The sequence below is a fragment of the Variovorax sp. J22P240 genome, from assembly GCF_030316855.1.
Classification (GTDB): Bacteria; Pseudomonadota; Gammaproteobacteria; order Burkholderiales; family Burkholderiaceae_C; genus Variovorax.
This window is the reverse complement of sequence record NZ_JASZYR010000012.1, coordinates 103230-118497: the sequence shown is the minus strand read 5'-3', so window position 1 is coordinate 118497 and position 15268 is coordinate 103230. Positions and strand designations below refer to the sequence as shown.

16 protein-coding genes are annotated in these 15268 nt (G+C 64.6%); 13 read left to right on the top strand and 3 right to left on the bottom strand.

The window, feature by feature from the left end; genetic code table 11:
* Window positions 1–62: 62 nt before the first annotated feature.
* Complete coding sequence (locus QTI24_RS23840; RefSeq protein ID WP_286603810.1) at window positions 63–704, bottom strand: tripartite tricarboxylate transporter substrate-binding protein; 642 nt, start codon at window positions 702–704, stop codon at window positions 63–65.
* A 37-nt stretch (window positions 705–741) separates the two neighbouring features.
* On the opposite strand from QTI24_RS23840, the gene QTI24_RS23835 reads away from it, so the two are divergent.
* The 12 genes from QTI24_RS23835 (at window position 742) to QTI24_RS23780 (ending at window position 11196) form a co-directional block, all read left to right on the top strand.
* Window positions 742–2580, top strand: coding sequence for a GAF domain-containing sensor histidine kinase (locus tag QTI24_RS23835; protein WP_286603809.1), 1839 nt, complete (start codon window positions 742–744; stop codon window positions 2578–2580).
* Between the two features lie 4 nt (window positions 2581–2584).
* Complete coding sequence (locus QTI24_RS23830; protein WP_286603807.1) at window positions 2585–3199, top strand: response regulator transcription factor; 615 nt, start codon at window positions 2585–2587, stop codon at window positions 3197–3199.
* Between the two features lie 194 nt (window positions 3200–3393).
* Entirely contained in the window at window positions 3394–3717 is a 324-nt protein-coding gene (locus tag QTI24_RS23825; RefSeq protein ID WP_286603806.1) for a cell envelope biogenesis protein TolA, read from the top strand.
* A 105-nt stretch (window positions 3718–3822) separates the two neighbouring features.
* Window positions 3823–4236: a hypothetical protein gene (locus QTI24_RS23820; RefSeq protein ID WP_286603805.1), complete on the top strand. Its 414-nt coding sequence runs from the start codon at window positions 3823–3825 to the stop codon at window positions 4234–4236.
* A gap of 36 nt (window positions 4237–4272) precedes the next feature.
* A complete protein-coding gene (locus tag QTI24_RS23815) occupies window positions 4273–5121 on the top strand; it encodes a DUF2092 domain-containing protein (protein ID WP_286603804.1) in 849 nt (282 codons plus the stop codon).
* A 31-nt stretch (window positions 5122–5152) separates the two neighbouring features.
* Window positions 5153–5746, top strand: a complete 594-nt coding sequence (locus tag QTI24_RS23810; RefSeq protein ID WP_286603803.1) for a hypothetical protein — start codon at window positions 5153–5155, stop codon at window positions 5744–5746.
* 87 nt (window positions 5747–5833) lie between these two features.
* On the top strand, window positions 5834–6598 hold the full coding sequence (locus QTI24_RS23805) for a YfaZ family protein (RefSeq protein WP_286603802.1): 765 nt from the start codon (window positions 5834–5836) through the stop codon (window positions 6596–6598).
* Window positions 6599–6633: 35 nt separating this feature from the next.
* Complete coding sequence (locus QTI24_RS23800; RefSeq protein ID WP_286603801.1) at window positions 6634–7059, top strand: YidH family protein; 426 nt, start codon at window positions 6634–6636, stop codon at window positions 7057–7059.
* 7 nt (window positions 7060–7066) lie between these two features.
* Entirely contained in the window at window positions 7067–7468 is a 402-nt protein-coding gene (locus tag QTI24_RS23795; RefSeq protein ID WP_286603800.1) for a hypothetical protein, read from the top strand.
* A 62-nt stretch (window positions 7469–7530) separates the two neighbouring features.
* Entirely contained in the window at window positions 7531–9015 is a 1485-nt protein-coding gene (locus tag QTI24_RS23790; RefSeq protein WP_286603799.1) for an arylsulfatase, read from the top strand.
* Window positions 9016–9079: 64 nt separating this feature from the next.
* Entirely contained in the window at window positions 9080–10339 is a 1260-nt protein-coding gene (locus QTI24_RS23785; protein WP_286603797.1) for a class I SAM-dependent methyltransferase, read from the top strand.
* A complete protein-coding gene (locus tag QTI24_RS23780) occupies window positions 10336–11196 on the top strand; it encodes a transporter (RefSeq protein WP_286603796.1) in 861 nt (286 codons plus the stop codon). Before QTI24_RS23785 ends, QTI24_RS23780 begins: the two co-directional genes overlap by 4 nt.
* 43 nt (window positions 11197–11239) lie before the next feature.
* On the opposite strand, the gene QTI24_RS23775 is transcribed toward QTI24_RS23780, so the two are convergent.
* Window positions 11240–11827 (bottom strand): hypothetical protein, encoded by a 588-nt coding sequence (locus tag QTI24_RS23775; RefSeq protein WP_286603795.1) that lies wholly within the window; start codon window positions 11825–11827, stop codon window positions 11240–11242.
* 185 nt (window positions 11828–12012) lie between these two features.
* Window positions 12013–12933: a LysR family transcriptional regulator gene (locus QTI24_RS23770; RefSeq protein WP_286603794.1), complete on the bottom strand. Its 921-nt coding sequence runs from the start codon at window positions 12931–12933 to the stop codon at window positions 12013–12015.
* A 119-nt stretch (window positions 12934–13052) separates the two neighbouring features.
* On the opposite strand from QTI24_RS23770, the gene QTI24_RS23765 reads away from it, so the two are divergent.
* Window positions 13053–15014 (top strand): alkyl/aryl-sulfatase, encoded by a 1962-nt coding sequence (locus tag QTI24_RS23765; protein WP_286603793.1) that lies wholly within the window; start codon window positions 13053–13055, stop codon window positions 15012–15014.
* The last annotated feature ends 254 nt before the right edge of the window (window positions 15015–15268 follow it).

Genomic DNA, 15268 nt, shown 5'->3' with positions numbered 1-15268 from the left:
CTTCGGGCGGACTATCCCGGCGGCTACTTAGTCCACGTACGTGGACTGAGGATCGGGCAGATCTAGTCGGCGCGGGTCGGCACGTCGGGCAATTGAGACTCGCGCTGCGAGCCCGACGTCGCGAGAATTCTGAGCCGGCCTGCGCGGTGCATGTCGATCAAGTCCGAGATCGACGAGATGCCGGCGGGAACCGTGCCGCCGATGAGGTCGATCGACATCGGGGCGAATCCCCTGTAAGCCACCTGAGTCATGTCGATGCCGATCGCCTTGGAAATGAGTACGCCCAGGAAATGAGGGAGACTTCCAGCCGCAGGCGATCCATAGAATGCTTGCGACGGGTGGGATTTCAGCCAGGCGACAAAGTCAGGAAACGACTGCGCGGGGTGGTTCGCAGCAACCGCAAACGCAAAGCGATAACTGGCGATCTGCGAAATGGGGGAAAAGTCATGCATCGCGTCGTATTGCACGTCCCTGAAGGTCATCGGCGCCAGCACCGGCACTGCGATGGGAAGCATTGCCACGGTCGCCCCGTCGGGTGCCGCGTTTTTCAGAGCCAGTGCGCCAACGCGCCCTCCCGCCCCTGGCCTTTCCTCTACGAACACCGGCCGCTTGAGCGGCTCTCTCATTCGCTCGGCCAGGTACAGCGCGACGTTCCTTGCCGAGCCGCCCTCGAAGACGCATACAACCTCTTCTTCTGAAGTCATGCACGAGGACAGGCCGGATTATCCGTTCCGAAGGGCGATGACGGAGCAGATCGCTTCGGTCACGGCGCACGCTTCGCTCCAGGAAATGCTGAGCTTCGAGCGCCTGCTGTCGGATCTGTCGGCCGCATTCATCGCCATTCCTATTCAGGACATCGATCACGCCATCGAGCAGGGCCTCGCACGGATCGTGTCGGCGTTGGGCATCGATCGTTCCACGCTGAGCCGTGTCTTCCCCCTGACTGGCCGCGCCGAGGTCACCCACTCTTTCGCCGTAGAGGGGGTGGATCCAGTGCCCAAACGACTGCTCCCCGCGCGGGATTCGAATCCGTGGGCCCTCGCGAAAGCGACTGCCAACGAACCGATCGTTTTTGCCAGTCTGGATGAGCTTCCGCCGGAGGCGAGCCTCGACAAGGAGAACTGGCGCAAGATCGGACTGAAGTCCCACGTCATGATGCCCATCGTCGTCGCAGGGCAATTGCACGGCAGTCTCAACTTCGGCTGCGTCCGCAGCGAGCGCAGTTGGCCGGACGATCTTGTCGCTCGCATGCGTCTGCTGGCGGAGATTTTCGGCAGTGCCCTGGCACGCAAGCGCGCGCAGGAAGAACTCGATCTGGCGGTCGGCTTCGAGCGGCTCGCGAGCAACATTCTCGCGTCGCTCGTCCTGTCGAGGCCCGGCGAAGAGAATCGGGCGATCGCGATGGGTCTACGGCAGATCGGCGAGTTCGTGGGCGCCGAGCGGGTGGCGCTCTGGCACAGCGGGGTCGGCGTGCCCTTCGGTGTGACGCAGCAGTGGAACGCGGACGGCTTTTCCGGACCGGCTGCGGAAGGCAAGTCCGTCGATTTGCCTTGGATCTATGGATTGGTCGAGCGCGGCAGCGTCGTGCGAATCAGTCACCTCGCGGATCTTCCGCCGGAGGCACAGGCCGACGCTGCCACGCTGCGACAGATCGGCGTGCGTTCCCTCCTCGCGGTGCCTATCACGGTGCAGGGCAGCAACGCTGGGGCACTCACCCTGGCGAGCATCGAGCGGGAACACGAATGGCCCGCGGCGGTGACGCCCGGTGTGAGCCTGCTTGCCGAAGTGTTCGCCAATCTGCATGCGCGCGAGGCCGCGGAGCGCCGCAAGCTGGCGGCCGAGGTCGAGGCCGCGCACTGGCGTGAGCGGCTGGCGCACCTCGTGCGTGTTCACACGGCGGGCGAGATGTCCGTGGCGCTGGCGCACGAGATCACCCAGCCGCTCGGCGCGATCGAGAACTACGCGCTGGCTGCGCGTCGGCGGGCCGCCGAAGCCGTGCCCGACATGTCCCGCCTGGTCGACCTGCTCGACAAGGTGATCGGGCAAGCCACGCGGGCGGGCGACGTGGTGACACGCATGCGCGGCATGGTTCAGCGGCATGAGCTGGAGCCGAAGCTGATCGACATCGAGCGCGCGGTGGCCGAGTGCGTGGGCATGGTGAAGATGGATTGCGAGCTGCGCGACATCCACATCAGACTGGCGCCGGAAGACTCCTTCCCGGCGGTGGTGGTCGACGAGATCCATTTGCAGCAGGTCATCCTGAACCTGTTGCGAAATGCAATGCAGGCGATCGAGGGCGCGCCACCGGGTGGCGCCCGCGAGATCACCGTCACCCTCCGCGTGAAGGATCACGAAGAGGTCGTGGTCGAAGTCTCGGATCGCGGCACCGGTATCGCTGAAGGCGACCTGGAGCGGATTTTCGAGTCGTTCTATTCGACCAAGTCCGATGGCCTGGGCGTCGGACTGGCGATCTGCCGCAAGCTGATCGAGGCGCACGGAGGCAAGCTGTGGGCGTCGCATCGCGACGGCGGTGGCGCGATATTCAGTTTCACACTCCCGACCGCTACTTCGGTAGACTGACACGATGGCAGAGCCGACCGTATTCATCATCGATGACGACGAGGCCTATCGCGACTCCGTCCGGGAGTTGGTGAGTTCCGTTGGCCTCGCGACCGAGGCGTACTGCTCGGCGGTCGACTTTCTGGCCACTTTCGACGCGACGCGCCCCGGTTGCCTGGTGCTGGACGTGCGCATGGCGCGGATGAGCGGCCTGGCGCTGCAGGAGCGTCTCGCGGCGATGGGCGCGCGCATTCCCATCGTCTTCATCAGCGGCCACGGCGACATCGCGATGGCGGTCAAGGCCGTCAAGGACGGGGCTGTCGATTTCGTCCAGAAGCCTTACCGGGAACAGCAGCTGCTGGATGCCATCGACGAGGCCTTGCGCCGCGACGCGACCATGCGCAATCGCCCGGCCACCGAGGGGGGCAAGCGCCTAGACAAGGAGATCGCTGCGTTGACGCTGCGCGAGCGCGAAGTGATGCAACTGGCGCTCAAGGGCTTGCCGAGCAAGGTCATTGCCAAGGACCTGGACATCAGCTATCGCACCGTGGAGCAGCACCGAAGCCGGCTGCTCGAGAAGCTGGGCGTGAGTTCGATCACGGAGTTGATGCGGCTTCATTCCGAGCGATCGCCCGACTAGCCGGGTCCGGCGCAGCCGACCACGTACGTGGGGGTACGTGGCAGCCCGGCTGGATTTGCCGAAGAGCCGCTTCCACAATGATTGCGCCAAGCCATCGCGCAAGTACGGAACTGGCGCAAGGCAGCGTCCCGATGCCCTGGAAGACACTTTCATGGCAGAGAGGCCCTTCAATCTGTTCACCTTGGGGAAACGCAATGACCAGACTTCTCGCAGCCATGATCGCCGGCCTGTTCGCCGCCGGCGCCTACGCGCAAAACCCGCCGGGTACGACGTCGCAGGAACAGATGATCACCAACAGCAAGCCGCAGCAGCGCGCGCAAGACAAGGCCAATGCACGCCCGCAGGACAAGGTGAAGAAGCCGACCGGCGACTGGGCGAAGTCGCCCGAGAACGATGCCATCGGGACCGGCAAGGCCGCCGCCGCCGGTCAGGCACGTGTAGAGACGCGGGACGACAAGCATCCCAACAGGAAGCAATCGAAGCAGGGCGGCACACCGGACATGCCCGGCGCCAAGTAAGCCAGGCCGAAGCCCGGTTCGTGCCGCCAGACACGGACCGGCGACGCATCGGGCCGGTTCATGCACGGCACTGGATCCATGGCTCCAACAACTCGGTACACAACCATGAAGCACCTGCCTGATCTATGGAATAGAGTCGCCGCAGTCGCCTTGATCGTGTTGGCCGCGGGCTGCGCCACCACCGACACGCTCAACAACGACAACCTGGCCATTGCTGCCGGCTTCAAGGTCATCACGCCCAAGAACCCGGGGCAGCAGGCAATCCTCGCCAAGCTTCCGAAGGACAAGGTCAGCCCCGTCAAATACCAGGGCTCCACCTACTACGTCCTGCCCGACTCGATGAACAACCTGGCCTACGTGGGCGGTCCGCCGCAATACCAGGACTACCAGCGGATGCGCGTTGCCAAGCAATTGAGCAACAACAACCTCGAGGCGGCCCAGATGAACGAGATGGATGCCATGGACTGGGGCGGCTGGGGCGGCTGGGGCGGTCCCGCATTCATCGGATTCCGTCGGTAGCAACGAGGCGGCGAGGAGCCGCTGAAGGAGATCTCAGTGAAGTGTAGATTTCAGCTCCTCGCCCAGGCGTTGCTGTTTGCCGCGAGCGTGACATTCGTGATCGGGGCGCATGCCCAGGCCACCCCAGCCAAGGCTTCCGCGCCCAAGAGCAAGGCAGCCAGCGCTGCACCGCAGTTGGAAGCCAAGGTGATGGAATTGCTGCGAGCGATGAGCGGCGCCCTCACCGCATCGTCGTCGATGGCTTTCACGGCCGTCGCGACGTATGAAAGCCCCTCCACCGTCGGGCCGCCGTTGGCCTTCACGACGACCTCCGAAGTCCTGATGCAGCGGCCGAACAAGCTGCGCGTGATCACGAGCGGCGACGGCGGGGCTTCGGAGTATTTCTTCGACGGCAAGACGCTCACCGCCTTCGCACCCTCCGAGAACCTTGTTGCGGTGGCGCCCGCGCCGCCCACCATCGATGCCATGCTTGAAATGGCGTTCAAGGACGCCGCGATCTATTTTCCCTTCGCCGATTTGTTGGGTGCCGACCCGTTCAGGAACATCGCGGAGGGCCTGACGAAGGCCTTTTACGTCGGCCCGTCCACCTCGGTCGGCGGAACGACGACCGACGTGGTCGCGGTGGTCAGCGACGAACTGTTCATGCAGATCTGGATCGGTGCCGAGGACAAGCTGCCGCGCAGGCTGCGTGCGACCTACCGCGGCGACCCGCTTCTGTTGCGCCACCAGGTGGATCTGTCGAACTGGAAGCTCGACCCCGTCGTGGCCGCGGAGGCTTTCGCATCGGTCAACGCGGCCAACGCGAGAAGGATCCCGTTCGCTGCGCCGCGGGTGCCCCCCGCCACCGGCAAGGCAAGGAGTGGCAAGCCGAGAAATGCGCCATGAGGCATGCGCGAGGACTGTCGAAATGAAACCGATGAAACCCATCCTTCCTTTGCTCGCCGCGGTACTTCTGACCACGGGATTCCACACGTCCGCCTCGGCCTGGGCGCGGGCGAATGCCTGGGGCGGCCGCACGGCGGGCGGCTTCGGCGGATTCACCCACGACAACGCGTTCGGCGGAAGCACCACGCACAGTTGGTACGGCGGAACCAGTCACACCAACCGCTACGGGGGAACCACCACGGGCGCCTACGGCATGGGGGCCGTACACACCACGGCCGGCGGCTTCACCACTTACCACCCACCGGCCTACGGGTACGGAGGCTACGCGCCTTATTACCGGCCAGTGGCCGTGCCGTACTACCACCCAGGCTGCTACTACGACTGCGGCGCTGCCGTCGCTGCGGGCGCCGCCGTCGGCCTGGCGGCAGGCGCGGTGGCGGGTGCTGCGGTGGCTCGGGCCAACACGATTCCCGCCTACCCGCTGGGCGCCAGCTTCGCCGCGCTTCCGACAGGCGCGGTCTATGTCGATCGCGCCGGCGTCACCTACTACCAGGTCGGCAACTCCTGGTTCAGGCCCTCGTTCGGCGCCAACGGCGTGTACTACAGCGTCGTGCCGGCGCCTTGAACTCGTACTGTTCGATCCCACACTCGCACGAGTCCCAATGATTTTCTTTCGCACCTGCGCACCACCACATCCTGAGGCCGACAAGCCATGCGCACGTCAAGATACTCGCGCACCCTGATGAAGAATGCCGGCGGCCTGGCCGTGGTTCTCGCGTGCTCTTCGGCCGCGGCGCAGGGCATCCCGGCGGCCGACGCATGGCAGTTCGAGTTCATTCCCTATCTCTGGGCTCCCGGCATTTCCTCGGACCTCCGGCTCGGTCCCTTGCCCGGAAGCACCTCCAGAGTGAGCTCCACGAGCGTCCTGAGCGCACTCGATTTCGGCGCGATGGGGACGCTCGAAGCACGCAAGGGCCCCTGGGGTGCGCTGCTCGACATGCAGTACGTGAAGCTCGGCGTGTCCCGTGAGGGGATCTTCGGCGTCCCCGTGGGCCTGAACGTCGACTATGAACAGCAGATCTACACCCTGGCCGGCCTCTATCGGGTCTTCGACGGTCCCGTCGCGGTCGATGTCCTGGCGGGCGGGCGCTACGTGAACGCCAAGACCGACGTGGATTTCGCGCCGAACCTGCCGGGGCCGGGACGTCACGAATCCGTGGGCTGGTGGAACGGCATCGTCGGTGCACGCGTGATCGCGCCCATCAACGAGAAGTGGTCGCTGATGGGCTACCTCGATGCGGGTTGGGGGGAACATTCGACGTCGAGCTGGGAAGCCATCGCCGGCGCCAGCTACCAGTACTCGCCGACCATCTCGTTCAAGTTCGGCTATCGCTACCTGAGCTTCGAGCGGGACGAGGGGCTCCTGAGCAAGGTTGCACTCGGCGGCCTGTTTGCGGGCGTCGGATTCAAGTTCTGATCGCACCGGCGCACGGACATGAAAGACGGTCCCCAATGGCTCCGAACGTGAACCCCGAAACCGGCGCGCCGCCGCCGAAGACATCCAGCGAGCTGGCGCAGCTCAACACCGACCTGGCCGTCGACCGGACCGTCATGGCCGCGGACCGGTCGCTCATGGCCTGGGTGAGGACGGCGCTGTCCATGATCAGCTTCGGCTTCACGATCTACAAGATCATCGAGGGCTTGCAGCACGAAGCCGCCCACACCATCAAGGCCGAGATGCCACGCGACGTGGGCCTGTTCCTCACCGGCCTGGGCACCGTGGCGATGGTGATGGGGACGATCGAGTACTGGCTGCGGCTCAAGCACCTGCGAGAGAACAAGAAGATGCGCACGCTGCAGCCTTCGCTCGTCATGGCGCTGATCATGTCTGTGGCCGGGCTGTTCATCTTCGTCGGCATCGCCTTCAAACTGCTGTGAGGCAACCATGCTTGACGTGATGCTGGATATCTGGACCCGCATCTGGGACGACATCACGAGCGGCCGGCACGCGCCGCTGGCTTTCCGTTTCATTCTCCAGCCGGCGGTCGCCGCCTTCTTCGCTTTCAGGGCCGGCAGGCAGGACGCGCGAGACGGGCGGCCGCCCTACATGTCGGCGCTCGTGCGGGATCGCGGGCAACGCAAGGCCCTGCTGCGCGAAGGCTGGCAGCACATCGGGAAGGTTTTCATCGTGGCGATCGTCATGGATGCCGTCTACCAGTTCATCTCGGTGCGCTGGTTCTACCCGGGCGAGGCCGTGATGGTCGCGGTGGTCCTGGCGGTCCTGCCTTACCTGGTGTTTCGCAGCCTCGTGAATCGCATCCTGCATCGACGGGGACCGCACCCCTGAGCCACATACCCCAGGGCCATTTCAGAGGTGACCTGGCACCTCGCCAACGTTGAGGAAGAACCATGACGACGACGAAAAAGCCCAACATCCTGATTCTTTGGGGTGATGACATTGGCTTCTGGAACATCAGCCACAACAGCCGGGGCATGATGGGCTATCGGACGCCAAACATCGACCGCATCGCGGAAGAAGGGGTCACCTTCACCGACTACTACTCGCAGCAGAGTTGTACCGCGGGCCGTGCCTGCTTCATCACCGGCCAGAACCCGATCCGCACCGGCCTGACCAAGGTCGGCATGCCCGGCGCCACGGTCGGCCTGCAGAAGGAAGACCCGACCATCGCCGAACTGCTCAAGCCGCTCGGCTACGCCACGGGCCAATTCGGCAAGAACCACCTGGGCGACCGCGACGAATTTCTGCCCACTGTGCACGGCTTCGACGAATTCTTCGGCAATCTCTATCACCTGAACGCCGAGGAGGAGCCCGAGCTTCCCGACTATCCCAAGGATCCGGAGTTCAAGAAGCAATTCGGCCCGCGCGGCGTGTTGCACTGCCTGTCCGACGGCAAGGGCGGACAGACCATCAAGGACACAGGTCCCTTGACGAAGAAGCGGATGGAGACCATCGACGAGGAAATCACCGACGCCGCCATCGGCTGGATGGAGAAGCAGGCGAAGGCGGACCAGCCCTTCTTCCTCTGGTACAACTCGACGGCGATGCACTTCCGCACCCACGTCGCGGAGAAGAACCTCGGCAAGAGCGGACAGGACCCCTACAGCGATCGCATGGTCGTCCACGACGAGCAGATCGGCCAGATACTCGCCAAGCTCGACGAGTTGGGCATCGCCGACAACACCATCGTCATGTACTCCACCGACAACGGTCCGGAGAACGACACTTGGCCGGATGGCGCGAGCACCCCGTTCCGCGGCCAGAAGGACTCCAACTGGGAAGGCGGCTGGCGGGTGCCGTGCTTCATGCGCTGGCCCGGCAAGATCAAGGCCGGCTCGGTGTTGAATGGCATCGTGTCGCACATCGACATGTTCCCGACCTTGCTCGCGGCTGCCGGCAATGAGGATGTGACAAAGCAGCTCCTCGATGGCTGCAAGGTGGGCGACAAGAAGTTCAAGGTCCACCTCGACGGCTACAACCAGATCCCCTACCTGAGCGGTGCGGCGAAGGAGAGCCCGAGAAACGCCATCGTGTACTTCAGTGATGACGGCGAGGTGATCGCGGTGCGTGTTGGCGACTACAAGTTCCATCTGGCGGTGCAACGCGCCAACACGATGAGACAGTGGGCCGAGCCCTTCGTGAAGCTTCGGCTGCCGTACATCCTGAACCTGCGTCGCGACCCGTTCGAGCGGGCCGAATACAACTCGAACACCTACCTGGACTGGATGGTCGACCACGTGCCGCAGATGTACCAGATGCAGGCGGTGATCGCCGCGCAGATCGCGGACTTTGCCAAGTTCCCGCCGCGCCAGAAGCCCGCATCGTTCAATCTGGACGCGGTGCTGGCGCAGGTGGCGGGTCACGGTAACGGCTGATCTCGACGAGGTGCGCAAGGCTGGCGGGGCAGTGTCCAGGGCCTTGCTCGACCACCGCGCGGCCATGTTGACAGACCACGAAGCACACGGTTCGGGCGCCGCCCGGGTGGCGCAGGAGGTGAGCGCCTTTTACGAACGTCATCCCTACCCGCCACCGGTCGACGATCTGGAGAGCTACCGAAAATCGTGGAGTGAGGATCGGCGTCGCGCCGAGGCCTGCCTGTTCTGGCCGGATGAACCCTACCGGCAAGACCGGAGCATCCTGGTTGCGGGATGCGGCACGTCGCAAGCCGCCAAGCACGCGATGCGCTGGCCTCGCGCGAAGGTGGTGGGCATCGATGTCAGCGTGACGAGCATCGAGAAGACCGAAGCGCTCAGGCGCAAGCATGGACTCGACAACCTCGAACTCCATCGTCTGCCGGTGGAGCGCGTAGCTGAACTGGGGCGCACGTTCGAGCACGTCGTCTGCACGGGCGTGCTGCACCACATGACGGATCCTGATGCCGGGTTGCGAGCGCTGCACGATGTGCTCGAGCCCGGCGGCGCCATGCACCTGATGGTCTATGCACCCTATGGCCGCGCGGGGGTGTATCTGTTGCAGGACTACTGCCGCCGCATCGGCATCGGTACGACGGCCGACGAGATCAAGGCACTCACCGCGAGTCTTCGGGCGCTGCCGCCGGATCACCCGCTGATGCCGCTGCTGCGCAGCGCGCCCGACTTCAAGAGCGAAGCGGGGATCGCTGACGCGCTGCTCCATCCCCAGGATCGGGCCTACGCGGTCCCGCAACTCCTCGATTTCCTTCGCGCGGGGGGCTTCGCCTTCGGACGCTGGATGGAACAGGCGACTTACCTGCCGCAATGCGGAGGGCTGGCATCCTCCGCGCACCATCCGCTTCTGGACCGGCTCCCGGTGGAACAGCAGTACGCCGCCGTCGAGCTGTTCCGTGGATCGATGGTCCGGCACAGCCTCGTGGCTTACCGAGACGACGGACCGGATCGCGCACACGTCGACTTCGCGGGCGACGCATGGCTGGGCTATGTGCCGCTGCGTCGGCCGGACACGGTCATGGTCCAGGAACGTCTGCAGCCGGGCGCCGCGGCGGTGCTGATCAACAGGCACCACAGCTACACCGACCTGTACCTGCCGATCACCGCGCAGCAGAAGACGCTCGTCGACGCGATCGACGGCAAGCGCTCCATCGGCGAGATCGCGCCGGATCCCGCGCTTCGCCGTGTCGCGCGCGTCCTGTTCGAGGGCCTGTGGTGGTACGACCAAGTGGTGTTCGACCTTTCACGGGCACGTGCGGGGAGGTTGATGTGACAAACACTGATGCGCGCGCGGTGCGCAACGTGCGCAGCGACTACAACACGCCGGCAAAGGCTGCAGCCATCTCCTGCATGGCCGCGGTTCTGTTCGCGGGCCTGCCGGCGCGCGCAGAGATGAGCGCCGAAGAGCTCGCGAAGCTTGCACAGAATCCGGTGGGCAACATGGTCAGCTTGCCCTTCCAGAACAACACCAATCTCAACTACGGCCCGGAGAAGGGAACGCAGAACATCCTCAACATCCAGCCGGTGATCCCGATCTCCGTGAACAAGGACTGGAACATCATCACGCGCACGATATTGCCGGTCATCTCGATGCCATCCCTGGGCCCGGGCATCGACAGCACGAGTGGCGTCGGCGATATGGTGGTGACGGCGTTCCTTTCGCCGGCGAATCCCGGCAAGTGGATCTGGGGCGCGGGCCCGGTGATCCAACTGCCCACCAACAGCAATTCAGAACTGGGGAACAAGAACTGGGGCCTGGGCCCGTCCGCCGTGGTGCTGCACCTCGACCACGGCAGCCCGTGGGTCTACGGCGCACTGTTCAACAACATCTGGTCAGTGAGCAGCAGCGGGCAGGGCGGCTCGTACAACAACTTCCTGCTCCAGCCGTTCATCAACTACAACTTCCCGGGGGGGCTCTATCTCACCACCGCCCCGATCATCACCGCCGACTGGAAGGCCGACAGCAGCCAGCGATGGACCGTGCCCCTCGGCGGAGGCATCGGCAAGATCTTTCACCTGGGCAAGTTGCCGGTGAACACGCAGCTCTCGGCTTACTACAACGTGGTCAAGCCGGACAACGGCGCCAATTGGCAGATCCGGGTGCAGGTGCAGTTCATGTTCCCCAAGTGAAGCCGGGGCCCGACGGGCCCGCTCGGCTTCAAGACGAGGCTAACTAGCCCTTTCTCACCACCGAAGTGGCAATGGCCTGTGTGATGGTCATCTTCATCTGGTCCCCGACCTTGACGCCACTGAGCATCGACGGATCCTTCAGCTTCACTTCGGTGAAGTGACCGAACGGACCCCGGACCATCACGGTGCCCTTGGCTTGGTCGATCGCCCAGATGTTCGACAGTAGCGTTGTCTGCTTCATTGCTGCTCCGCCGGGAAGCTGTCCGACCTGGGCGCGGTCGACGGCGCTCGTTTGTGTCGCCACACGGATCCCGTCGCCCTTCTGGAAGTCGAGCGCCACGGACTGGATGTAGGTGGCGTCCACCATGTCGCCGACCTTGACCAGGTTCAGGTTCTTGACCCTCGCGTCGACCATCACCGCGAATTCATTCCCCTCTGGTCCCTTGAGGGTCACGATGCGGTTCTTCGGGTCGATCGCCGTGACCAGTGCGGAGATCTGGATCTCCTTCATGATCTCTCGGACGTCCAGCACCTTGGGATTGGCTGAAGGTGTGTTGGGCTGCGCCAGCGCCGGCACGGTGAACGTCAGGGCCGAAGCCAATGCCAGAAGTGCGTAGTGGGTCGCTTTCATTTCACGTTTCCTTTCACGTTCAGGTAGATCGGGTGGACGGAACGCGTTCGCCACGTGCGACTTCGACGAGATCGGACCTCCCGCGCAGTGATCGCTTGCACTCCGGTCGATGATTCTCACCATTGCCGCGCGTCACGCCATCCGCACGGCCACGCACGAACACGTACGTGCCGGGGCTCGGCCTTTCAAGCGGACTGAACCAGGCGGGGCCATTCCAGTGCCAGGGCCTGGCATTCGCGTATCGCCAGGTCCGCCGCCGGCGACAGGGTGCGGCCGCTCAGCCAGATGACGTGGATGTCCGCGAACAGCGCCGATTGCGCCGCAGCGATGGGCAATCGGCGCAAGTCCATGCCGAAGTCGCCAGTCAGTCCTTGAGGGAGCAGTGCCAGCAGGTCGCCCTCCAGTGCCAACCTGGACAGCGTGTGCAGATCGTCGCATTCGACCGCCAGTGGAAACGTCTCGATGTTGTCGAAGCCGAGCGTTTGCGCGACATGAAGAAGAAGGTCCGACCTGGCAGAGACCATTCCGATGCCATAGCGGCGCAGGTCCTCGGGCGTTGCCGTGCTCTGCTGCAGGAGTGGATGGTCGGGCCGGCCATAGAGCCCGCCGACAATCTTCATGAGCGGCACCATGTCCAGCCGGGTCTCGCGAACGATCAGGCGTGGATCTGCGACGAAGAAGTCGATCGCTTCGGCCTGCAGTAGCGCCAGCAGGCTTTCGACGTTGCCGTTGCGGACTCGCGCGATCACCTTCGGGGCCTTGCGGCGCATCTCGGCGAGTAGCCGTGGCACCAGGACAGCGGCCGGAATGGGCCCGACGCCGAAGCAGAGTTCGCCCAGTTCGCCCTGGCGCAGCAACTGGGCATCGCGTTCCAGGCACCGGCTGTCGAACATCAGACGTCGGGCCCGCTCGACGAGGGTACGGCCGGCCGGCGTCAGGGTGGCGCCCTGCGGCCCGCGTTCGAACAGACGCAAGCCGAAATGCTCTTCGAGCGACTGGATGCTTCGGCTGAAGGCGGCCTGGCTGAGATGCACCCGCTCAGCCGCGGCAACGAATCGGCCTTCGTCGGCCAGCGCGATCAGATGGCTCAGTTGCCGCAGATTCATCATGCGCTCCACGCAATGAATGCTTCTTCATTATGCATTGGACGTCTGCATGTCCTTTCGGCATTCTTCGAGGCTACGGCCCGGACAGCGGCCCCCAACAGACTATTCAGGAGACTTCCATGACGCCATTTCTCAAGGCGCCGCTCGCGGCGGCACTCATCCTCATGCTGGGCGCTTGCGGCCAGGGCGGTGGCGCAGCGTCGGGCGACGCGACGGCGCCGACCGTCGCGGCCAATGCGGTCTTCGAGGAGATCCTGCCGTTGAACGAGCGGCAAAGCTTCGAAGACGCGCAGCGTGGCTTCATCGCCCGCCCCGAAGGCAAGATCATGGGCGCCGATGGCAGCGTGCTGATCGACTTCGACGCGTTCAAGTTCGTCGATGGTTCCGCGCCGTCGACCGTCAACCCGAGCCTATGGCGCCATGCCCAGTTGAACGCGCAGATCGGGCTGTTCAAGGTCACCGATGGCATCTACCAGTTGCGTGGCTTCGACATCGGCAACATGACGCTCGTCGAAGGCAAGACCGGCTGGATCGTCATCGACACGCTGACCGCCAAGGAAACGGCGGCGGCCGCGCTGGCCTTCGCGCGGAAGCACCTGGGCAACAAGCCCGTCACCGCGGTGGTCTTCTCGCACAGCCACATGGACCATTTCGGCGGTGCGCTGGGCGTGATCTCTCCCGAGGAGGCCGCTGCGCGCAAGGTGCCCATCGTCGCTTCGGCCGGGTTCATGGAAGAGGCGACCAGCGAGAACGTGATGGTCGGCACGGCCATGGGGCGGCGCTCGAGCTACCAGTTCGGCAAGGACCTGGAGCGGTCGGCCAAGGGCCTGGTCGACACGGGCCTCGGCAAGGCGGTGGGCTACGGCACCTTCGGCATCCTGCCGCCGACCACCCTGGTCACCCAGCCGACCGAGGCGATGGAACTCGACGGGGTGCGCTTCGTGTTCCACAACGTGCCGGGCGCCGAGGCGCCGGCCGAGATGACCTTCTCGATCCCGGCTCTGAAGGCCTACGGGGGCGCCGAGAACCTCGCGCAGACCATGCACAACCTGCTGCCCGTTCGCGGCGCGAAGGTGCGCGATTCGCTGCGCTGGGCCGACTACATGCAGCAGGCGCTCGACCAGCTCGACGGGGCCGAGGTCTACTTCGGCCAGCACAACTGGCCGATCTGGGGGAACCAGCGCATCGTCGACTTCATCACCAAGCATCGTGACGTCTACAAGTACACGCACGACCAGACGGTGCGCCTGATCAACGCCGGCCTGACGCCGCGGGAAATCGCCGAGAAGGTGAAGCTGCCGAAATCGCTGCAGACTCACTTCGGGGCGCGGGGCTACTACGGCGACCTTCGCCACAACGTGAAGGCGGTCTACCAGTTCTACCTTGGCGCATACGACGGCAACCCCGCCAACCTCGATCCGCTGCCGCCGCAGGAATCGGCCAAGCGCTATGTCGCGCTGGCCGGCGGCGCCGACAACGTCATGAAGGCGGCGCAAGCAGCCTTCGACAAGGGCGACTATCGCTGGACGGCCGAACTGCTCAATCACGTGGTGTTCGCAGACAGCGGCAACAAGGCTGCAAAAGAGCTGCTGGCGCGCACCTACGAACAACTCGGCTACGTGGCCGAGGCTTCCACCTGGCGCAACAGCTACCTGAGCGCCGCGGCGGAGCTGCGCCAGGGACCGCCGAAGAAGGGCGTCGATCGCTCCGGCTTCGTCGACATGCTGACGCACACACCGGTGGAGCGCTTCCTCGACGCCATGGCGGCCGGTCTCGACGGCCCTGCCGCCGAGGGCAAGGACATGAAGATCAACCTGGTCTTCAGCGACACCAAGGAAAGCTTCCAGCTCTGGGTCGAGAACGCCGTGCTGCACCATCGCAAGGCCGCGCCGGCCTCCGATGCCAACGCGACGCTCACGCTGACCAAGCCGATCTTCGTCAAGATGATGGCCGGTACCGCGGGCGTGAAGGACACGCTGCTGTCCGATCAGCTGTCGATCGACGGCAGCAAGATCGACCTCGTGCGTTTCCTGTCGCTGATCGACAAGGCGCCGGGCACCTTCCAGATCGTCACCCGGTAGTCTTCCTGGCCATTGCCGGCGCAAACCGCTGCACCAGCAAGGGCCCGAGGATGGATGTGACCGTCCACGTACGTGCTCGATCGGGCCCGAGGCTGCCGGCGAATGCGCGTCGGACGAACAGGATGAATCGCCTACGTACGTGGTGCTGCGTGGCTGCCGGGATAGGCATATCGCGTGGTAGAGACCACCATTCACGGGGTCCAGTTCGGCAAATGTGATTGGAGAGCCGGTCTCCCTCTACGCCTCGCGAGACG